At 45.1% G+C, this 21711-nt stretch carries 17 protein-coding genes; 9 read left to right on the top strand and 8 right to left on the bottom strand.

Translation table 11 applies throughout. The annotated features are described in order from the left end of the window. Nucleotides 1-52 precede the first annotated feature (52 nt). The 3 genes from AWH61_RS08235 to AWH61_RS08225 form a co-directional block, all read right to left on the bottom strand. Nucleotides 53-745 carry a hypothetical protein gene (locus AWH61_RS08235; protein ID WP_232379162.1) on the bottom strand — a complete coding sequence of 231 codons (693 nt, stop codon included), beginning with the start codon at nucleotides 743-745 and terminating at the stop codon, nucleotides 53-55. Nucleotides 746-879: 134 nt separating this feature from the next. Then, nucleotides 880-1212: a DUF1904 family protein gene (locus tag AWH61_RS08230; RefSeq protein ID WP_075176769.1), complete on the bottom strand. Its 333-nt coding sequence runs from the start codon at nucleotides 1210-1212 to the stop codon at nucleotides 880-882. Nucleotides 1213-1371: 159 nt separating this feature from the next. Next, complete coding sequence (locus AWH61_RS08225) at nucleotides 1372-1788, bottom strand: Dabb family protein (protein ID WP_075176768.1); 417 nt, start codon at nucleotides 1786-1788, stop codon at nucleotides 1372-1374. Nucleotides 1789-2068: 280 nt separating this feature from the next. Between AWH61_RS08225 and AWH61_RS08220 the strand changes: the two genes are divergently transcribed. The 3 genes from AWH61_RS08220 (at nucleotide 2069) to AWH61_RS08205 (ending at nucleotide 4388) form a co-directional block, all read left to right on the top strand. Continuing rightward, nucleotides 2069-2260, top strand: a complete 192-nt coding sequence (locus AWH61_RS08220) for a hypothetical protein (RefSeq protein WP_075176767.1) — start codon at nucleotides 2069-2071, stop codon at nucleotides 2258-2260. A 323-nt stretch (nucleotides 2261-2583) separates the two neighbouring features. Next, entirely contained in the window at nucleotides 2584-3453 is an 870-nt protein-coding gene (locus tag AWH61_RS08210; RefSeq protein WP_075176766.1) for an MIP/aquaporin family protein, read from the top strand. A 71-nt stretch (nucleotides 3454-3524) separates the two neighbouring features. Beyond that, nucleotides 3525-4388 carry a DMT family transporter gene (locus AWH61_RS08205; RefSeq protein WP_075176765.1) on the top strand — a complete coding sequence of 288 codons (864 nt, stop codon included), beginning with the start codon at nucleotides 3525-3527 and terminating at the stop codon, nucleotides 4386-4388. Nucleotides 4389-4406: 18 nt separating this feature from the next. Here AWH61_RS08205 and AWH61_RS08200 read toward each other — a convergent pair whose 3' ends face one another. After that, complete coding sequence (locus AWH61_RS08200; RefSeq protein ID WP_075176764.1) at nucleotides 4407-4850, bottom strand: DUF6314 family protein; 444 nt, start codon at nucleotides 4848-4850, stop codon at nucleotides 4407-4409. 10 nt (nucleotides 4851-4860) lie between these two features. After that, the gene (locus AWH61_RS08195) at nucleotides 4861-6747 is read right to left on the bottom strand and encodes a TonB-dependent receptor plug domain-containing protein (protein WP_075176763.1); all 1887 of its coding nucleotides are present in this window, start codon (nucleotides 6745-6747) and stop codon (nucleotides 4861-4863) included. 303 nt (nucleotides 6748-7050) lie between these two features. Here AWH61_RS08195 and AWH61_RS08190 point away from each other — a divergent pair, with 303 nt between their 5' ends. Then, entirely contained in the window at nucleotides 7051-9174 is a 2124-nt protein-coding gene (locus AWH61_RS08190) for a TonB-dependent siderophore receptor (protein ID WP_075176762.1), read from the top strand. A 56-nt stretch (nucleotides 9175-9230) separates the two neighbouring features. Here AWH61_RS08190 and AWH61_RS08185 read toward each other — a convergent pair whose 3' ends face one another. The 3 genes from AWH61_RS08185 to AWH61_RS08175 form a co-directional block, all read right to left on the bottom strand. Next, nucleotides 9231-9758: an ester cyclase gene (locus AWH61_RS08185; RefSeq protein ID WP_014980218.1), complete on the bottom strand. Its 528-nt coding sequence runs from the start codon at nucleotides 9756-9758 to the stop codon at nucleotides 9231-9233. A 183-nt stretch (nucleotides 9759-9941) separates the two neighbouring features. After that, entirely contained in the window at nucleotides 9942-12350 is a 2409-nt protein-coding gene (locus tag AWH61_RS08180; protein ID WP_014950639.1) for a TonB-dependent receptor, read from the bottom strand. Nucleotides 12351-12896: 546 nt separating this feature from the next. After that, on the bottom strand, nucleotides 12897-13895 hold the full coding sequence (locus AWH61_RS08175) for an ester cyclase (protein ID WP_075176761.1): 999 nt from the start codon (nucleotides 13893-13895) through the stop codon (nucleotides 12897-12899). A gap of 132 nt (nucleotides 13896-14027) precedes the next feature. Between AWH61_RS08175 and AWH61_RS08170 the strand changes: the two genes are divergently transcribed. The 5 genes from AWH61_RS08170 (at nucleotide 14028) to AWH61_RS08150 (ending at nucleotide 21439) form a co-directional block, all read left to right on the top strand. Further along, a complete protein-coding gene (locus tag AWH61_RS08170) occupies nucleotides 14028-15641 on the top strand; it encodes a sodium:solute symporter family protein (RefSeq protein WP_014950641.1) in 1614 nt (537 codons plus the stop codon). A gap of 32 nt (nucleotides 15642-15673) precedes the next feature. Next, entirely contained in the window at nucleotides 15674-16762 is a 1089-nt protein-coding gene (locus AWH61_RS08165; RefSeq protein WP_039226041.1) for a nuclear transport factor 2 family protein, read from the top strand. A gap of 2 nt (nucleotides 16763-16764) precedes the next feature. Continuing rightward, the gene (locus AWH61_RS08160) at nucleotides 16765-17643 is read left to right on the top strand and encodes a nuclear transport factor 2 family protein (protein ID WP_075176760.1); all 879 of its coding nucleotides are present in this window, start codon (nucleotides 16765-16767) and stop codon (nucleotides 17641-17643) included. 997 nt (nucleotides 17644-18640) lie between these two features. Further along, on the top strand, nucleotides 18641-20962 hold the full coding sequence (locus AWH61_RS08155; protein WP_075176759.1) for a molybdopterin cofactor-binding domain-containing protein: 2322 nt from the start codon (nucleotides 18641-18643) through the stop codon (nucleotides 20960-20962). A gap of 3 nt (nucleotides 20963-20965) precedes the next feature. Next, the gene (locus tag AWH61_RS08150) at nucleotides 20966-21439 is read left to right on the top strand and encodes a (2Fe-2S)-binding protein (RefSeq protein ID WP_014950646.1); all 474 of its coding nucleotides are present in this window, start codon (nucleotides 20966-20968) and stop codon (nucleotides 21437-21439) included. The last annotated feature ends 272 nt before the right edge of the window (nucleotides 21440-21711 follow it).

Below are 21711 nucleotides of genomic sequence, written 5' to 3'. Positions count from 1 at the left end.
ATGCAAATGATATCAATTCTCATTTGCCAAAAGTTCAAATCTTTACATTTCTTTATTGAAGAATTAAAAGCGGGAAACGAGGATTGTTTCCAGGCTGCCAAGGAGATGATATAAACTTGATGTTATTAACCCCCATTTTTTCTAGCAGTGCCGGAGTAGCCGTCCACCCTCTTGCCTTTTGTTCAACCGCTGCTTTAATCAGGTCTTTCGATAGCCCTATAGTAAGCAGTGCATGGTCGGTAGAAATACGTTCAAAAAACCGCTTTTCTCGGGCAACAGATCTTTGTGTGATGTCGTCGTAATGTTGTCGAAGTTCTTGCCATTTTTTGCTTTTCTCTTCGCCTTCTAAATGCCTTACCATGACGTCAATATCGCTGTCTCGCCAATATGCTGAAGCCGCATCTCCATGCCAACCCAGTATCGCTTTTTCTCCAAGCCACTTGTTTTTACCCGCGGTGAATACGTAGTTTGCGCAAGAAGAAAAGCAAAATGTGCTCACTTTTACATCCAGGCTGTGTTCAAGAACAAACTCTCCTAAGTCCATTCCTAAATCTACATTGCCGCCACCACTGGTAATTGCCAAAGTAGTAGGTTTCACCTCTGCCTGTTTAAACAGTTCGAATGCAGTTTCGTTGTTTTCTTTTGAGATCCCACCTTGGTAAACAAGAGTCTTTTCGTCCAAAAATACTTTGGCATGAAGACCAAAACTCGTCGCTAGTAAAAGAGGAAAAATCAAAAAAGCCACGTTTAAAAACAGTGGACGATGTGAAACGCGCTCAAAGAACATGATGAACCTTAAAAAAAATGAAAAGAGAAGACTAGCAGTGAAAAAGGACTAGATAATCTTGCTCTGCAGGAGCTTAACGAGACATACAAACGCTAGAAATGTTCGCGATTTTCGTAGTAGTCGTTACCGTTGAGATCTTCAAATAAAACGGTGATGTCCTTATCCTCTCCTACGAAGGGGCGAAGCGCAGTATCGATAACGTGAGCCACTGCAGTTTTGACATCCTGCCCGCGATCAAACCACAAAACTTCTATAAACGGATAAGCCGAAGAGGCTCCACCGGCCACAATGAACTGGCTCGCAATGTGCTCTACTGTGAAATGATCGTTAGGGGTGTCGGTCAGTTTGGCAAACTGTTCAACGATAGAACCTGCAACCTTTTCTAACGCTGATTGCTCGATACCTCTTGCGCGAATGTGCGGCATTTTTTGTCCTTTAATAGCTCTTTAGTTTGTGTACCGGAATTTTCTAAGCGGCATCATACCACGCTTTAAAAGCGTCTAGACTGAGGACTCGCCTTTAGTACGCGATGAATGCCATACTATTCGGTAAAAGGGTAAAACATTGTCACGGCAAATTAAGAATTACACCGAAACAGAATCTCGCACCACCACTTCACGCCATAAATGAGAACACTCTTCCACAAACTTTTTGTGAATAGGATGAAGCTGGTACTCATCTTGCGCTTCAACACTTTCAAATAGCATAAGTTCAGACACGTCAAACGAGTTATCTATCACGTCACGCTTTAGTGTATTGGCAGGCACACCAATGTGAAGCGATTGAACTTGTGGGATAGCACGCAACGATTGCAAACCAGCAATGAGCTTTTGCTTATCTTCTGTTGACGTTGGATCTTTCAGCCAGAAGTAAACCATATGAAGGATAGGTGGTAACTCAGCGTTTGTGGTGCGGGACGAATGCGCTATAGCGGGCAATGCAGATAGCGAAGCAAACGCTCCTGCGGTTGCTAAAAATTGTCGTCTTTTTGTATCTGCCATAATAGAGCCTGCTTACCTTAGCTGTAGATTTCTGTCATAAACATTGAACATGCTGATGTTTCTACAATGACATTGGATCTCAATTGAAGCAATAGGAACCCGTTCATCTTCGCGTAAACACACACTTGTGAGCTCCGCCTTTCACTGCAAAATAGATCTGAACTCAATTAGTAAGGCAAGAAATTGCCCAGGAATTTTATATTCTGCATGTTGGCAAGCAACTTGAAAGATACTTAAAGAAACTGAATTTTAAACATGTAAACAACGAGATTTTGACGCTATGCGCTTACCTACCAAACAGCTTATCAATAAAATTGAAAACTTATCTAATGGTCTAACGCCAGAGCAGCTAGCAAGCTTCCTCGATATTATTGACGCTATGACAGCATTGGTTGAAGAAGCGGGAGAGTTAAAAGGCGATAGCGACAACAAAAATGCTAGCCTCAGTACTGAGATATCCGTACTCCACTAAGACTGGCCTTTTTAGTATTACCGCTCTGAGGTAACAGCGGTGCTGCTATACCAAGCTGAATACCAGTATCAACACCAAGAACGATAAATATTCGTTTTTGCTCATTTGTAGTTCGTTTATGTTCGTTTTATGATGCATTCCTATTAAATGTACATGGGAAGCTGCGTCAGAATTAGCACCTAACGGCCTGTTAGTTGAATGAACGGTTAATGCACTATTGCGCCAACATAAAACGGTTTCAGCTTTCATTCTTCATAACATAGCTCTGTCGCTTCTTTTTCTGAACAATGCGTTGTACTGGTTAAAGATTAAAAGGAAGATTTATGTTACCTCTCACGGAACCAACGCTTTTCCGCCAGTGTGTTGCTGAATTCGTAGGCACGGCAATTCTGATATTCTTCGGTGTTGGTGCCGTTGCAGCATTGGTATTAACAGGCGCCTCGTTCGGTCAATGGGAAATCAGTATTGTCTGGGGGTTTGGCGTCGCTGTTGCCATTTATTGTACTGCTGGCGTTTCCGGTGCACATATCAACCCAGCGGTAACTATTGCGCTTGCACTTTTTCACGGTTTTGAAAAGCACAAAGTTGCCCCCTTCATTCTTTCCCAGTTTTTGGGGGCATTCGCTGCTGCTGCACTTATCTACGGGTTGTATCATCAACTTTTTATAGATTATGAACTTACTCATAACCTCTCGCGCGATAGTGTAGACGCTCTCACAACAGCAAGCATTTTCTCTACTTTTCCCCACAAAGCCCTTTCATTTTGGGGAGCCTTTGGCGTTGAGTTCGTTATCACTGCCGTTTTGATGTTCGCAATACTGGCATTGGGAGATGAAAATAACGGCGCATCACGTGGAGCCATGAATCCGCTACTAATTGGTATTGTCATTGCTGTCATTGGCTCTTCTTTAGGGCCGTTGACCGGTTTTGCCATGAACCCAGCTCGCGATTTTGGTCCTAAGCTCTTTTCCTATATTGCGGGATGGGAGTATGCGCTTGATGGGGCGAAAGACATCCCCTACTTTATTGTGCCTATTGTAGCGCCTATATGTGGAGCATGCTTTGGCGCTTGGCTGTACCCTGTATTAATAGGTCATTCCCTTTCGCCAGAAAGTCGCGCCTGCACTATTCCAAACGATTGCGAAACTTCCGCTGTTACACAAACTTCTGAAGCGAGTGTTGATAGAGGGTAAGCTAACTATTGATATACGAGCGGCGATGGCCTATTTTACGCCGCGGTTGAACTTACAAAGAAGCATAGCGTGTGTTTTATTTAATAGCAGTTACTGTCCTGTGGGCATTTTCCTTTTCGCTCATAGGCGAGTTTTTGGCTGGCTCAGTAGACAGTTATTTTGCTGTTTTGACACGCATTGTGCTCGCCACACTGGTCTTCCTTCCTTTCCTTAGGCCGGCATTATTGAACCTTAAACAAAAGGTGATTCTGGCCAGTTTAGGTGCTGTGCAATTAGGGCTGATGTACATCTTCTTCTATCACGCATTTTTGTTTTTAAGCGTGCCAGAAGTGTTGCTTTTCACCATTTTTACGCCGCTTTATGTCGCCATTTTGAACGACGCCCTGTTTAAGCGGTTTACCCCGTTTTATTTATTGTGCGCACTTATTGCCACCGCAGGTGCAGCCATAATTCGCTTTGAAGGCGTGACTGATAACTACTGGTTTGGTTTTGCCATTGTTCAGGGTGCTAATCTTTCCTTTGCACTAGGACAAGTGGGTTATAAAAAGCTGACCTCGACTTTTACAGCTCAAGTACCCTATCACAACGTATTCGCGTGGTTTTATTTAGGCGCACTGGCTGTTGCCTTACCTGCGTTCTTCCTATTTGGCAACCCAAGCCAACTACCGCAGAACACCGAGCAATGGGGAGTGCTACTGTGGTTGGGTATTGTGGCGTCGGGGCTTGGATATTACTTTTGGAACCAAGGCGCGCTAGCCGTTTCTGGTGGTACGTTGGCTATTATGAATAACGCACTTATTCCTGCGGGGCTTGTGGTTAATTTACTGCTTTGGCAAAAAGACACCGACTTTTCTCGCCTGCTTCTTGGCGGTGCCATCATTGCTATTGCACTTTGGATGTCTCATCAACACACTAAGAAGCAGAAACAGTTATAAGCCTCAAAAAGGCCAAAGCTACGCAGGACTATACTCACTCACCATGGTGTAGTCTTTGCGCGGCCCAATGACCTGCCACGTAGAGCGCCACACAGGCCACGTTGTAAAGTCATAGCGCACCACGTAATTATCATCGCCGCACAAGTGCTCAGCGTTTGGGTTGGTCGCACTGAAAGAATGAAAATAGCGCTTATCGTCAAATAACACTTCAAATAAACCGGTTTGAGGCTGCTGCCAGAAATACCGACGTTCTGCGAGCATTACGCTTTCGTTAGGCGCGGTTACTTCGCCTTTTTCGTAATACGCCAAGCCGCTTTTTTCTTTTTGTACGCTGCCTTCCAGCCAGCTAAATTCAGCCTCGCCAGAAAAGGTAAATACATCGCCATTTCGCTGGATGATTTTGCGCGTTAGCGTCCATCGTCCAGCAAAATCGTCCAAGGTATGAGGATAATTAACTGTCATTGCGCCGCCCTTACCAAAAATAGGTAACAGTGGCAGAATATTGGTCGCCGCGCCCCGGCGTTCCTGGGATTTCTTCAAAGCGCTCATCCCACAAGTTATCGACTGCCAATACCAGGCTTAACCCTTCAACCTGAGCAGGTGAATATGTGAAAGTGACATGTGAGAAAAACGCAGAGTCACCGCCGTTTCTAAGCGCATTGGTTTCTTGTTTCCGCCACTCGTTGTCAATGCGCACTTCAACCGTATCGGTTGCAAACCACACCAACCCAAGGGTGGCGCGATGCGGCGGATAGTTAAGCGCGTAAAAGCTCGCGTCTACCTCATCAATTCTATAGTCTTCAGACTTATCTAAATAGGTGTAGCTGGCCACCACATCTGCGCTTTCAAAGCGTTTAATGGCAATCACCTCAACACCTAAGGTTTCGATATCAACCGGGTTTGCACTGCGAGCTGAAGTAGCATCGAAGCTATACGTCCAATCTGTCAGCTCGTCATCCCAGCGATAGAATACAGCGGTATCAACTTTGAAAGACGTTTTATCAAATGACGCCCCAAACTCTAGGTTTTTGCTGACTTCTCGCTGTAACTGATTGTTACTTCTAAACAGACCGCTTGTGGTGCTGCCGCCTACAGCAGTGTAGCCAGCCACCTGCGTCGCCTCTGCATACGAAAGATAGAGTGTACGCGAGGCATTACTCCCTGTTTGGGTAAGCCAACTAATATCGCCCACAAAAGACAGTCGGTCGTCGTCGCGATTCGTATCGTCAAACGCCCCACCTAAACGAACGGTAAGCGATTCATTGCTGTTCAACTGAGTTCGATACTCGGGCACTACGCTTATTTTGTAGTAGTCGCGAGAGGTGAAATTGTTCTCTAGCGTGGTTGATGTGATGTCGTCTGCAGTAAGCTGTGCTGCGTAGTTAATACCAAATTCTTGCGAAATATTATGAGTACCGGAAAACGCCAATGACTTCACTTTGGTTTCGTGAAACGCCTGAAACGCTTCAGGATTTTCACGTGAGAACACGTAATGGTCGTCATTCTCTCTGTAGTAAGCAGAAACTTCAAAGGTATTTTTCATGCTCTCTTCGCCGTAGCGCTGTTTGTGATTTAGCATGACCAAACGGGTTTGAATGTCTTCTGTTTCGTTTACGTTAAAAGGCGTGTACAAGTTAGGCCAGCCAAAAAACTTTTGCTGAAAGCCATAAAACACGTCGGTTTGTGAGTCATCACTTGCCAGCTGAATACGCCCTGACGCGCGTTCGAAATTATGATCGCCATTAGCGATAGAGCCATCACTTTCAGAGCGAGAATACTCCCCTTCAACCCCAACAGACCAACCGGGTAAATCACTAAGCGCGTGCTTTATTGCACCGTGTACACGCTGCAAATTGAAGTTGTTATTACCTACTCCCATTGACACACTGCCTGCTGTTTGGATGGGACGCCAGCCGTAAGACACGGTACCTACAGAGCTATTTACACCGTAAAGCGCGTTATCGACCCCTGTGAAAATACTCGGCTTCGTCAACATTTCTGGCGCAATCGGAATTTCAGCGAAATAGTGCCCCGTTTGCGGGTCGATCAGCGTTGCGCTTCCTATGCGAAAACCCGTGTTTTCGAATATACCGCCGCGAATAGTCACGTCAGCCTGCGCTTCTGCCATGTTTCTTGATTGCAAATCGACTCGCGGATCGTACTCTAAGTTAGATATAGGTGAATTAAACGTCCCTACCGGCTCGTTGTTCGCCGTCGCCGCCCCTTCAATCGTAATTTTTTCTACGCCTTTTTCGTTGCTGTCCACGCCAGAGTTAGCGTTTGATGAATCAACACTTTCAGCGGCCATGGCGGCAAAAGGTAAAGTACAAAAGAGTAAAGATAGGATTGTGTGACGCATTCAGTGTCCTAGTTAAAAATTTAGGTTCAGCCTGCAGGCAAGAGTAATAAAAACGCGAAGTGTATAGCATTAGTAGACCGAGGAAAACGCTGCGCAGGTCAGTTTAGACCAGTAAGTTTATTTTTACCCACAGCTCTGCACATTTCCATTTATCAATATAAACAGACTGTTTGTATCTGTAGCAGCCCGCAATAATTATCAATCTCACCTTATTGTCTGCTTACCTTCCTTGCTAAAAGAAACGAGATAACATAACATTCGCGACCTCTACAAAACCTGCCAAAGACACGTAATACCTTGCTTATGCTTGATCTTAAAACACCGTTTATATTTTCTTTAGTTGCATTATCAGTAAGCGCCGCTGCGCAAAGTGATGAAAGCTCCCTTCAAGGTGCTCATGATGAACTTGAACACATTGAGGTAAAAAGACACTTTCAGCCATACCGTGGTAATGTACCGCTAATCGACACCCCACAAGCAATCGACCGAATTACTGCTGATACCTTAGCGAATGAAGGGATCACGCGTTTCATCGATGCGCTAGATTTTGCGCCCACCATTGTTAGACAAAACAACTCTGGCGGCATGTTCGATAGCTTTGCGATCCGAGGTTTTTCTGGCGATGAAAATAACCCATCGGGTTATTTAATAAACGGCTTCAACGTGCGTGGCTATAGCGGTAATAGAAGCACGGTTAACGTTCAAACCATAGAAGTAATGAAGGGTCCGGGATCAGCCTTATATGGTCAAGGTGAACCTGGCGGTACCATTAACGTTATTACCAAAAAACCTCAGTTCGAAGAGCAAGGCTACATCCAGGGTACCGTAGGTAATTTTGATAAAAAACAAGTAGAATTCGATTACACGAACGGCATTAATTCAGACATGGCGTATCGCGTTAACGGTTCATACGAAGACTCTGATACTTATCGCGATAACGTGTTTTTCAAGAATTTGAACCTTAACCCTTCATTCATTTGGAACATTTCTGATCACACCAGCTTAAGCTATCAGATGGAAATACTGGATCAGGAAAAGCCGCTTGATCGCGGTGTGTTCATATTAAATAACGACTTTGACGCCGCAGATGCCGAAGACTTTTATGGTGATGTTAGAGACGGAGCCCATGAAGTTAAAGCCTTCGGACATCAGCTAGTGTTAAATCACGAGTTGAATCACAACTGGCATTTACTCAGTGGCTTCGCCTACAGAGACTCTTCTTTTGAAGGGCAGTCTTCAGATACTGAACTGTCAGAAGGCCGTCAGCTTTTGTATACCGACCCATCTATACTTTCAAGGCAACGCAGAACCCGTGACTATCAAGCGCAAGACTTATCACTACGCTTTGAATTAAGTGGCGTGGTAGACGTGGCAGGCTTCGTAAATAACGTCTTGTTTGGTTTGGACTATTACAACTACCACATCGATACAGACTATCGTCGTTGGCGCACTGCGTGGGGTGCGGGTGATACCACTTATAGCATCGACCCTGAAAATCCAGACTACACTATTTTCAGACCTGACGTTACGCCCACTACACTCACGGCTGAAAAGCAAAAAGGGTTAGGTTTCTACGCACAAGATGTTATAGAACTTAGCGAAGCAACCAAGCTTTTAGTTGGCTTTCGCGTGGACAAATTCGAGCAAGACATTCTTAATAAGTTAAGCAATGAAGGGCAAGAACAAGACCAAACGGAAGTGACGCCACGCTTTGGTTTCGTGTATGAAATCAATGATTCTGTAAGCCTTTACACTAGTTATGCAGAAGGTTTCAGACCCAACCCCGGACTTGACTCTGACCGCAACGCGTTTGACCCTGAAGAGACCACCTCTTTTGAGGTAGGAGCTAAGTGGGAAAACATTGCTGATATGTTTTCTGGTAGCGTCGCTATTTTCGATGCTGAAAAGACCAACATGCTTACCGCTGAACCTAACACTGGCTTTTCAGCTACGCTCGGTGAAGTTGAAAGCCAAGGGGTAGAATTTCAGTTAACCACTGACCTTACTTCAGACATTCGCCTTGATATGGCATACGCATACATAGATGCTAAAACCGCTAACGAAGTCAATAACTTGGATTGGGGCGTGCCTATTCCAAAAGGGTCGCGCTTAATCAATATTGCCAAGCATTCGGGGTATATCTCGCTTAACCATTTCACCAGCGTATTTGAAAAAGAAGCGTTCTTTGGTGTGACCATGCGTTACGTGGGCGATCGCTTAGGACAAACCACCGATCCAACATTCATTTTGCCGTCTTATACCCTTGTGAACTTAGCAGGGTCAGTGAATATCAGCGATGCGCTTTCTATGAGATTTGACGTGAATAATCTGTTCGACAGAGATTATTTTGAGAACTCATACCATCAGCTTTGGACCATGCCGGGCTCACCGACCAACTATACGGTGAGCGTTAAGTACCAGTTCTAGTAATAAAATCAAACAAGCCGGTGGCTTCGATGTTCCGGCTTGTTTGGTATACATTTCTATTCGCCGTTTTGCACTGGCATTTTCCCTGAGTCACGGTTTTCCCACCCGTGCCCGTTGAACGGATCTACACCTAGCTGCTGCATAATGTAGGGGAAGTCAACGTTAACCCAGTTATCTACAATTTTACCGTCTACCACTTTCCAAAAATCCATATAGCGAATTTCAACTCTTTTACCGGTAGGCTCTATTCCCATAAAGGTTCCAGTGTGAACCGCTTCTTGGCGACCAAACGCAGCGCACCACTCACCTTGTGTGACGCGAGCTTCATCTATACAAACTTTATCAGAAAACGCAGCCTGAAACGGTCGCTGCCAGTTGTCTTGAAACTCTTTTAACCCTTGTTTGAAACCGCAACCTGCATTGCCCATCCAGCGAAAGTTCTCGCTGAAGAAACGGCCCATATTGTCGATATCATGATCATTTAATCCATCGACCATAGCGTCTATGGTATCAATGGTTTCCTGCGTTTTTGACAAGTCGTTGTCTTTTGTAAGAATGCCTTGTTCTGGACGTGAACCTTTCATCTCATATCTCCCAAAAAAGTGTTGAGTACTGCATATTAAAAGCTCTGTTTAAAGAATGCGTAATTAGGGTTTTGAAACAGAGCGTAAAGTAGAGATTTAGCGCTAAGAACCAAAACTGGGCTCATCACCCTAGTGATTGCCCAGTTTGTTCAGCGTTTAAAATAGCGCACTGCGCTACACGTGTTAGTCGAACTTGTACTGTAAGCTTACGCCATATGTACGCGGGTTATTCCAGTTTGCCTGAATGGAGTTGATAGGCAGCCCATTAAGCACTTGAGACTGAACCACTGCACGAGTAAGCACTTCTTCATCCGTCAGGTTATTTGCAAAGAAATCGACGTTTAAGTTTTCATTTACTTCCCAAGAAATGCGAGCCGTTACCATGGCGTGAGCATCTACTTTTGTTTCAGGAATATTGATATCAAACGCGTAGTGATCGTCAACAAAGTTCACATGAAGATAAGGCGTTAAGTAACCGCCATTTGGCAATGAGTACTCATACCTTGCGCTTAGGCCCAGCGTATAATCTGGTGACATAGCTGGAGAGTAACCCGCAAAGCTAAACTGGCTATTTGGATCGTTTATATCCTGACGGCCATCAACATTGCCTAACCCAAGTAATGGCTGAAGCTGAGAATTACCTACCGCAAAGTCGTCAGCGAACTCGGCGTTAAGAAGCGCCAAAGTTGCATTTAACGTTAACTCGCTTAGTGGGCGCCATTCCAAATCAGCTTCTAACCCGTAGGTGTCAACCTGACCACCGTTTTCATAGTATTCAAAGGTTGTACTAACGCCAGTAGAAACGCACTGTGCCACGGTTAAGTCAGTTGTTGTGTCGTTACACGATACTGCAAACAGCTGCGCTTTCACGTCATCGTATTGGTTTGCAAAAGCAGAAACGTTAAACCGAACGGTGTTATCGAATAAAAAGCTCTTCAGGCCAATTTCGTAAGAAATAACTTCTTCATTGTCGTATAGCGGATCGGCACCACGCGCTACCACCCTCGCGTCGTTAGCACCACCAGTACGATAACCTGTTGCTGCACTGGCATAGACCATCATGTCTTTTGCAACATCTAGCTCGTAAGCTAATTTCCACAATACCGCTGAGTCGTCCCAATCGGGAATTGAATCGCCTGTAAATGTCTTTTCGTCTTTGTTGTAGCGAAGGCCAACCAACAAGCGGTTGCTGTCGTTAAGTTGATAACGAGCTTGCCCAAATACGGCTACAGAGTCGACTTCATGCGGGTCGTGATTTGGATTTCCCCACGAAGGAACCGTAATAGAATCTGGCTCACCGTTACCGGTTGTATCCTCACGCCACAGCCATTCCCAATCCGCTTCTTGCGAGAACAAATAAACGCCTGCTATCCAAGAAAACGGGCTATCGCTTTCAACAGACGACAACTGTAGTTCGGTAGAAAACGCTTTTTGATCGTCCTGACGTCCAAAGCCACCAACAAAGTCTAAGCCACCATCGCTGTAGTCGTTATCGTAGAATTGCTCGCCTGACAGTTCAGAGTAGTTAGTGGTCCACTTTGCGTTTGCCCAGTCCATCGCCCAGTCGAGTGTCAAGGTTGCCGACCACGCTTCTTGGTTATCAAAAGACACCGCATTTCTGTATACATCGTAAGGGCCTTCATCATCTCGCTCTGCATCAGCTGGCTGATAAATGTGGCCAGGTGTTACCGTAGCAATAGGGTTGTAAACGCCCGACCCCGGTGAGGTTTCAGAAATTTGATATCCCGCAATTTGTTGATAACCCCAAATTGCTTCTGAGTTTGCGTCTTTCTTACTATAATCGAGGCGAAGCAATGCAGTAACATCGTCTGAGAATTCGTATTTAGTCGTGTTACGTAAGTAGAATTGGTTTTTCTCGCGTAAATCGTCTGACGAGCCCGGCAAGAAATGGTTTTCGATCATGCCGTCATGACGGTCGTGACTCATGACAAAGCGCGTAGCGGCCTTATCACTAAGCGGCAGGTTTAAAATAGCTTCATAGGCCGAACGGTCATAGCTACCATGAGTAAGTTTCACAGAACCACTGGTATAGCCAAGTTCAGGCTGCTTTGAAATAACGTTGATACTACCTGCAAATGTATTTCTTCCATACAATGTTCCCTGCGGCCCGCGCAGTACTTCAATGCGCTCAATATCAACGTAAGCCCCTAAGCCACCGGTGGTCGTTGGCACATAAATACCATCCTGGAAAATACCAACAACTTGTTCAGCAATACCTGTACCGGCCACGCCAACTTCGTTGGTACGAGCACCACGCATAGCGGGACGAACTTCACCACCTGAGCTGCCTATTCTTAACCCGGGAACAACGTTTTCAAGACCACTAATATTTTCAATGCCGTTACGCAAAATATCATCTGCACCTAACGCGCTCACAGAAGACGATACTTCCTGCAAATCTTGAGATTGTCGGTTTGCTGTTACTTCAATACGTTCAACGCCCGCTGCTTTAGCTTCGCTGTCAGGGGTTTCTTGTTGGGCGCTAGCGCAAAAACTAACGCTGATTAGAAGTGCACTTTGAATAGCGCGGGAGAGGTATGTTGTATGGTACTTTCGTTGGTCTTGCTTCATCGTGATAGTTCCCGGATTAATAAAACCTTATCTGCAGTAACCTGTTAGTGCCCTGCGTTTATCAAGCCTTTGATGACCCTGCCTGTGACAACATCATACTAGGTTGTTTAATTCTTGGTCTAAACAAACATACAACCCAATTTACTTCGAAGTCAATAAAAATGTTCAAAGATTGTTAATTCATGAATTTTAATTTTTTGTTTAAATACATTGAGAACAAATAAACCCATGCAATAAAAGGCTTTATTTAAAAACAATGAGCTTTAGCAATGACAGTAAAAACAAGATTTCGAAGTATAAATATAGACTTCAAGTCAAAAATGACTGGTAGGATCTGCATAGAAAAATGGCACTCGAATGGATAGAAACCGAATGCTGATGCATGAGTTAAGCATTAGTGAAGAAAGGTAAGAAAGTGCACTTGAGATAGCTTGGGTTATCAGAAAGCCCACCTAGCAAAAACGGACGTTTTGCTAGGTAGCTTCGAGGGAAAATGACGTCAGTCAGTACACCAATTTCAGGTATAAAGCCTTTGGTATTGTTCGATTAACTGTAGGTGGTAGTGCGCGATAAGATATCTAACCCTTGCTGTTTTAACCAATAAGGCACATCCATCAACACCCAGTTTTCCAGTAATTTATCCCCTTTGCGATAGTACACATCAACCACTCGCATGTCGGCACGAATACCCGACGCCGGCATGCCGAACAAGCCGCCACCAGCCGTATTCGATAGGTTCGGCCAGCCAAAGAAACAGGCAAAATTGCCTTCACTAAAGCGCGCCACATGACCATTAAACACTTTATCTTTCAGACCTTTACGAAAAGGAAATTGATGTTGCTGCTGGTAACGTTCGATAGTAAATGTAGCCCCTATTCCCGCTGGGCCATACCACACCATATCTTCACTCCAGCATTTGGCGAGAAGCTCTGGAGGACAGTTGTCGTTACCCGATTTATTTAAAGAATCTAGGTCTTTTACCATTTCCTCAACCAGCTCAATGGTCTTTTTAGACTCCTGAGGATCTTGCTCTTCAAACAGTAAACCGTTGTGATCACATGGCCCTGGATAAACAAACGTATGGCCTGTTTCTACGGGCAAAGGATTAAGCCCAACTTGCTGCATTAGTGCAATTAAGTCGAAGAAAATAGCGTGGCTAACTATCTTATCTTCACGTACTTCAAAAAACTCGGCATACCGTAAAAAAGCCAGTTTCCCCGTACTTCTAATACCAAGAAAAGGCTTGTCGAACAGTCCAGCAAAGTGACCCATCGACATAACCCACTTGCCTTCGCCGGCGCTGTTATCTCCCGCCATGAATACGTCCTCACGGCGCTTCATACGCGTAAAACTCTGTTTTAACGGCTCCCACAACTCTTTCACTAATTCTGCTGGAGTCGAACATTTATCAAACGGATAGCAGGCATAAATCTTTGCATTTTCATAAACATACGATTTCACTACGCCTTTAACATCACTTGCCTCACCTTTGTCAAAAGCGGCTTGATAGGATCTGACAACGGCTTTTTCGCTATTAAAACTCATGACTTACGCCTCTTTGTTTAAAAAATTGTTAATACTGGCCTGAAATAATTAATGACTTCGAAGTCATTATGTATTAGGTTGAATATTATTGTAAATAGAAAGCGCGCTTATTAAGCAGGCAGAGTAAAGAATATGACTGAAAATTTTGGCGTTTTAAACTGGTCTATCTTAGGCGGGTACATCATTGCGAACCTGTTGCTAGGTTTGGTGATTGGTAAAAATATAAAAAATTCCGACGATTTTTATCTCGGTCAAAAACAAACTCCGTGGTGGGCAATAGGCATTTCGGTTATTGCCACTTACGTTAGCGCCATGACGTTTCTTGGGGCACCAGCCTGGGCTTATTCAGAGGGGCTATCCGTTATAGCACTTCATTTGAACTACCCTCTCGTCATCATGGCTGTAATCATATTCTTTTTCCCATTCTTCTATAACGCGGGTGTCGCGTCCATTTACGATTACCAAGAACGGCGTTTCGGCAAGCGTGCCCGCGCCATGGTATCCAGCATTTTTATGCTAAGCCAAATCATGAGCTCAGCAGCTATTCTTTATGCTACCTCTCTTGTGTTGTCGTTCATTACTGGCGTACCTGTAGTGTGGTCTATCGTTATAGTTACTGCCATAGCGCTTATCTACACCATGATGGGCGGCATTACAGCCGTAATTTGGACTGACGTTATTCAGTCAGTGATCTTATTTGTGGGCGCGGGCATCATTATGTACGCCCTGCTTGAAAGCGGCGACACTACGCTATCTTCATCAATGAGCGAGCTTAAAGCTCAGGGTAAATTAAACCCACTTAATTGGGACTTCGACTTTACTGAAGAAACTACAGTGTGGAGCGGCATTATTGCTATGACGCTGTACCACATCACCGTTTACGGCACCAACCAAATGATGGTGCAGCGAACGCTGGCTGCCAAGAATATTGGTGACGCCAAAAAATCTTATTTATTAATGGGTTTCTGCGCGTTCTTCATCTACTTCTTCTTCATTGTACTTGGCGTGTTGTTCTACGACTTTTATCAAGGCAAAACCTTCGAAAACAGCAACACAATCATTTTGCAGTTCGCAACCGATTACGGCTTGCCGGGTTTAATGGGTATCATTGCAGCCGCGGTTATGGCCGCTTCCATGTCTAGCCTAGACTCCTCATTTAACTCGCTATCGACAGTGGCAACTATCGATTTCTACATCAAATACTTCAAGAAAGACGCGTCGGACGCCCATTACCTTAAGGCTTCACGTATTTTTACCTTGTTCTTCGCTGTACTTATTATTTTTCCAGCAATTGGCTACCACCTATTCAGCGAAGGCTCAATTTTAGAAATTTTGTCTAAAGTAGGCTCCTATTTTGTAGGTGCGCAAATGGGCATGTTCTTCTTAGGATTTTTCTCTAAGCAAACAACCGAAAATGGCCTGATCATTGGCACATTGAGCGGCTTTATTGTTGTGACTTTAGTGGCCTTAAATACAGATATCGCGTGGCCTTGGTACTGCATCATAGGTGCAAGTGCCAACATTGTGGTGTCTATGATTGCTAGTCGCCTTATCGATGGCGTTCAAACCGAATACAACGCTTATACCATTAAAGGGCAGCAGCAACACTTCGCGCGCGAAGGTCTCGATGAGAAAGAGCAAGGATGGTATCGCGTACCCGGCCGCGTAGACCCAATCAACTACATATTGTTTGGGTTCTTCTTACTCACACTCGTGTTCTTATTTTCAATTCAATTTATGTTTTAAAAGCCAAACTCAGCGCTTTTGAGGGAGATTCTATGAGCGAAACATCCATAGCAAAAACGGTGTATTGGCAGCCTCTGCATGACATGCTGGACCCTGCACGAAGTAAAACGCAAACCTTGGCGGGTTTCGATGAAGAGTTTGTCGACTTAGCAGACTATATTTTGCGCATTACCCATCGTATTTGGGAGCAGAAAAATATTGGCGCTTGCTACGATTATTATGCTGACTACTGCCCGGTACATACGCTTGGCGGTTATGCCGACAGTGTTGATGTGGTGGTTCAAAACACGTTAAAAACCATTGCCGCCTTCCCTGACAGGTCGCTTATAGGTGAAGACGTTATTTACCGTGAAGAAGCCAACGATGTGTATTATTCGTCGCACCGTATCACCAGTATTATGACCAATAAAGGCCCCTCTGAATTTGGCGCGCCAACAGGCAAAACCGGGCGTGTTACCACCATTGCAGACTGCATGTGCAGAGACAATAAGATTTTTTACGAATGGTTAATGCGAGACAATAGCTTTCTTATCGCTCAGCTTGGTATTGAGCTAGACGATGCAGCAGCGTTTCAAGCCAAGTTTCCTGTTTCGAGCACGTTTACCCAATGGCTAAATGAAGAGTACGCGCGAACATGTGCTAACGAGGCATCGCGCTGGGAAGCATTGCCAGAGCAAGACAAGCCGTGGGGCGACTTTGCCAAATCATGGGCCGACCAAATCTTCAATAAGCGCATGTTCAATAAGCTCTCTGACTTTTATAAACCTAATGCTTCAGTGCAGTGGCCGGGCGGACGCCAAGCCACTGGCAATGCAGCTATTGGCGGCATGTTCATTAAGTACTTGGCCAGTTGCCCAGACGCCAACATGGTAGTAGATCACATTTGCGTTACCCATTACGACGACAATCGCGTGAACATTGCGCTTAGGTGGGGCCTGGCGGGTCATTACAATGCTACACAAAGCAAATATGCGCAGTTTAATCAGCAACCCCATTACATTTTAGGGGCAACTCACTTTGAGATTGAAGACGGTGTAATAGCCAAGGAGTTTACGGTGTTTGACGAAGTAGCAGCGTTGGCAAACCTTATGCGCAAACTACCACAAGCGACGGAGGCATAAGCATGTTAAGCACAATTCAGCAGTTGCTAGAAAAACAAGACACACAAACACTTACCGCTGCCTTGCTTCATTCAAGCCGCTGGCTTTTAGGAGAAAGACTGCACTACGGGCCAATTCAGCAACGGGGTTTAATGGCTAATTGGCTTGATATTACAACGCATTTTGAGACCGTTGAATTATGCGCGAAGGTGCAAAGTGGTGATGTTGAAGCAGGTGTATTTTGTCTTTCATCAGCATCGACCACCACATACTTTATTGCACAATGCGAACATCGCAATGGCGCTATCAAGCAATTGCTTCAATGGGTAGACAGTGCTTCACTAGCGGCACACTACAATACAAAAGAAGCCCCTGGCTATGACAACTCGATGTCGCTACCTTTTTGGCCCGAGTCAGACCCATTACAGCTGAGCGAATTTGACCCTCAACTTCATCTTAAGACAACCCATGCGGGCATTAACGATGTGGTTGCAAATAACACTAGCGATAAGAGCAAGGCGCTACTGTCGCAATGGTGGCAAGTGTGGCAAGGCTTCGACACGGCTGGCATCAAAGAACTATACAGTGACGCTACCCATATTAGCGTAAATAGCCAAGTGTTAAACAAAGAAGGTTCCCCTTCTGTCTCGTCTTGGCTGACTCAACTTGAGGGAAAGTTACACCGCCGCTATTGCCAGTTGGAACAAGTAATAGCTGATGAAAGTAACGCGCTAGTTAGATGGCGAATAGATGCAGACCTGAAGACTGATAACGGCCTAATACGCGTGCGCCTGCCCTTAGCAACCATGCTTACGTTTAAAGAGAATAAGATTGTGAGCGAGTACTGGGTAGTTGATTCTATCGCGTTTGAAAAACGCTTTGGTGCTCCCCTTCCATTCTAATCACCCTTTTTAAGCTAACGTATCAGCTTCCAGTCACTAAAATTTGATACGTTAGAATTTTGCGCCTCTCCGTGTGTAGAGGCGTTTTTTTTGGCTTTCTATTAGTGGTGATTAGAGGTTGAGGGGTTAGTTTTTTTGTGGATGCTTTAGTTTTAAGGGACGGCTGTTGGCAAGGAGCGGATATTCAGAAAATTTCCTTGAACTTCGGTCCTGGTCTCAGATTCCTATATGGAAAACATTCATAAAAACGTAAAAAGTGATAATAAGTGATCTGAGGCTATAGCCCCTTGTATTACTGCTGATGACCGTTCAGTCAAGCGGACATCAACAAATTAATAATGCATTTAGACAAATTAGACTCTCCGATTACCGCCAATACTTGTCGAGCCCAGCAGGTTTTCGAACCCGCACAAACCTCAAGCTTTGACGACTACACCATCCAACGATGGTTTTGACTTTGATGCATAAGTTGCAAAACATGCGAGAGCTTGAGCATACTATATGTTGAGGCAAGAACTTCCACAAATCTCATTTCGAATTTTAGGATCACAGTTCAGTTCACTGAATTACCTTGGCGAAAACTCATTTCATATTTTCTTCAAAACACCTATTAGGAAAACCTACCAGAATCAAATACGGCTGCCATTGTACCTAGCCTATAGCGTTAATGTTTCTTATGCTCCGTCCTTAATCAGCGATGGCTCGTTGATGGCAGCCAGCAATGCCCTGGCGGATAGTTATCCATTAGCCAGCACGGGCCGTGGTGAGCTTCTGCCCTTTTGATCAAGAAAATCGCGTTCGCAGTGAGTAAAGTCGCTATTACAATAAGGGGATCCCCCTACTTTAGTATTAATTATTATTAATGCTTAATAAAGTGCACGCAATGTTAGCATCTCATTAACATTTATTTAGCAATCTGCAAATACCTACGTTAAATAAACGAATTTTCTTAAGCTTAAGTTAACGATTGAAGGTCTTGACCTGAAACGGAGAATTTATGACAAAAAGCAACCATGCAGAACAAATAGAGACGATTACCTCCTCACAGAAACATGATCAATCCGGTAGTGATGACGAACACATTGTCGAGTTAGAAAACACCGAACGAAGAAAGTTTATTGGTTACATGCTTAAGGGGTCGAGTTTTGCTGTTGCGTTACACATAACTAGCGGAGCTATACGTCCTCAGGATGCCAACGCCCGGTTGTTAGGAATACCAGAACTTGCAGATGAACTAGATTTAACAGATCTGTTGCTTATCTCCGGTGACCCTTTCTACTACGATTATTTAATTAAGATAACGAGTGATAACCGTGTCCGTTTTGAGCTTCCAAGAATGGAAGTAGGGCAAGGTATATTAACTGCTGCAATGATGATTCTTGCTGAAGAGCTGGACGTTGAAATGTCCTCAATTGATGCGACCTTATCTCCGGCAGAGATCAGACGAGCGACTGGTCAAATAACAGGAGGCTCTCACGCGGTAACCTCTCTTTGGGACCCGTTGCGCAAGGTCGCGGCAGCGCTGTTACACAAGATAAAATTGTCAGCCGCAGTGCATTTCGGGATTTCTGTGAACGAAATTAGTACAGAAAATGGCTTTGCAATTGGTAACGATGGCAGCCGCATTGCTTACTCTGAGCTCACCGCAGGTGTTGAGGGACGCAACGATGCAGCTCGACTGGCAAAGCCTAAAGATCCGTCACAATACAAAATTATCGGTACGCCGCAAAAGCGCGCTGACGCGCGCGATATTGTTACCGGCAAACTAGATTTCGCGATGGATCTCGACATACCAGACGCGATGCCCACTGTGGTCGCTAGGCCACCCAGCTTAGGTGGTTGCGTGATCACGTATGACGATTCTGAGGCAATAGGCCTGCCCGGTGTCCTTGCCATCAAAGAAGTTCCGTTGGATGTTGATGCAAATTCCTCTGGCGTGGCCGTTGTTGCGCGTTCCTTTGGCGAAGCATTTCGGGCGCGTGATGCACTTAATATTACATGGAGTGAGGGTGCTGCCGAACATCTATCTGACGCCGAGGTCATTGAGCAGTTACGTGCGATAAACCTGCCAACCTTACCTAAAATTCCTCTGGCTACCGATTCGGTTGGCGGCGAGTTCATCTTTCCTTATCTAGCGCATGCCCCTATGGAAACCATGACAGCAGTTGCCGATGCAACCGGCTCAAAGATCAGGGTATGGACTGGCGCCAAGACGCCACTTGCAGCACAAGCCAAAATTGCGCGTGAACTTGGAGTCTTACCCACTGACGTTGAGGTGAATGTAATTCAGAGCGGCGGCTCATTTGGTCGTCGCTTATTTTTTGATGCAGCAGTTGAAGGCGCGCGTATTTCACAAATTGTAAACCGCCCCATCAAACTTATGTTTACCCGACAGGACGACACAAAGTTTGGCCGCGCACGACCGCTCAGCTTGCATAACGTAAAAGCGACTTACACTAGAGGTTTTTTATTTGGCAAAAAAGTGTTGTCGTTTGACCATCGAGCTGCGACCGCTGAATTGGATCTCGAACATGGCTTTGGCGAGGGTATTACTGCATTGGGAGGAGAATTAGCTCCCGCTGCTTTCAGCCAGACAGTCTGGCACTCAACGCAACTAGTGCAATATAAGTTTGGTGTAACTTCCTTGCTGCTAAACGAAAAAAAATTCGTTGTGCCAACCTCCTCTTGGCGCGGCATCTACTCCGGCACAGCTGCCGTCGCAAACGAGATAGTTGTTGACGAATTGGCACGCGCAATGAACAAGGACGAATGCCAGTTCAGATTACAAATGCTTGATGATGAGCGCTCCAAAGCTGTTCTGCGGAAAGTTTCTCGAGAGGGCAAGTGGGGAAGGAGAATGAAAAAAGGACGTGCCCAGGGCCTCGGGTTGCATAAAGAGTATAAGTCTCGAGCCGCAGTGCTTGTTGAATTACAAACGTTCAAAAATCCGGAGAAAGAATGTAAAGTCACTAAGATTGTTGTTGCGCTGGATGTGAACCGAGTATTGAATCCAACCGGCCTAGAGGCGCAAGTTATCGGTGCGGCAACCGATGCCATTACCTACATGATTCGCACCAGTTTACACCTCGACAATGGCGCAATACGCGAGAGCAGTTACGGCGATTTTGAAATTGCTCGAATGCGTAACACGCCACCGGATATTGAAGTGCACTTTATGCCGCCTAACGGAGAAACACCGGGAGGTGCAGGCGAGTTGGTAGTGCCTGCGGCGGCAGCGGCGATAGCCAACGCATTTGCCAGGGCGACGGGTATTGCACCACGTCGTTTTCCACTTCGTGACTTCTATCCAGAGGGTTAATTCATGCCACAAATTACATTTAATGTTAACAATAACCCGGTTTCTATCGACGCTGAAAACGACGATGAGCTCCTGTATCTCTTGCGTGATCGACTTGGTATTACTGGCCCAAAATATGGTTGCGGTGTTGGCGTGTGTGGCGCTTGCACTATCTTTAAAGACGGGGAACTAGCCCGCCCATGCATTGTTCCGATGGAAGAAGTGGAGGGTGCATCGCTAACCACTATTGAAGGGCTTGCGGTCGATGACATTCTGCATCCGGTGCAAGAAGCATGGATAAACGAAGATGTCGCTCAGTGTGGGTTTTGTCAGGCGGGACAAATTTTAACCGCCGTCAAACTATTGGAGTCTAATCCCAATCCCAACGATGATGACATTGATGATGCTATGAGCGACAACATCTGCCGCTGTGGTACCTATCATAGGATTCGAAAAGCCATTAAACATGCTGCAGCTTTGATTCAGCAGACGACATAAGAGGCTAATTTTTGGGGAAATGGGTTGGTCTGAGAAGAACACCTTAATTTATATAAGCTCAGATCTAATCTGAGTATTTCGCCTATAGGGTTGGCAGTCTTATAGGCTGCTTAAAGCGAATTACAGGAATTTCACCTGCTTTTAATTGGAGGGCTGCTCTACGTACACCTGCCATTCAAATACTTACAAATAGAAAACGGGGACTAGAGTGTTCACTCCATCAAATCATAGGCTCTTTAAAAACAGCCAAGTATCTATCACTGCACTTTTAC

Origin of the sequence: Alteromonas sp. W12, assembly GCF_001924945.1 — a bacterium.
GTDB classification, from domain to species: Bacteria; Pseudomonadota; Gammaproteobacteria; order Enterobacterales; family Alteromonadaceae; genus Alteromonas; species Alteromonas macleodii.
Note: the sequence above shows the minus strand (reverse complement) of the source record. Positions and strands in the feature narration are given on the sequence as shown.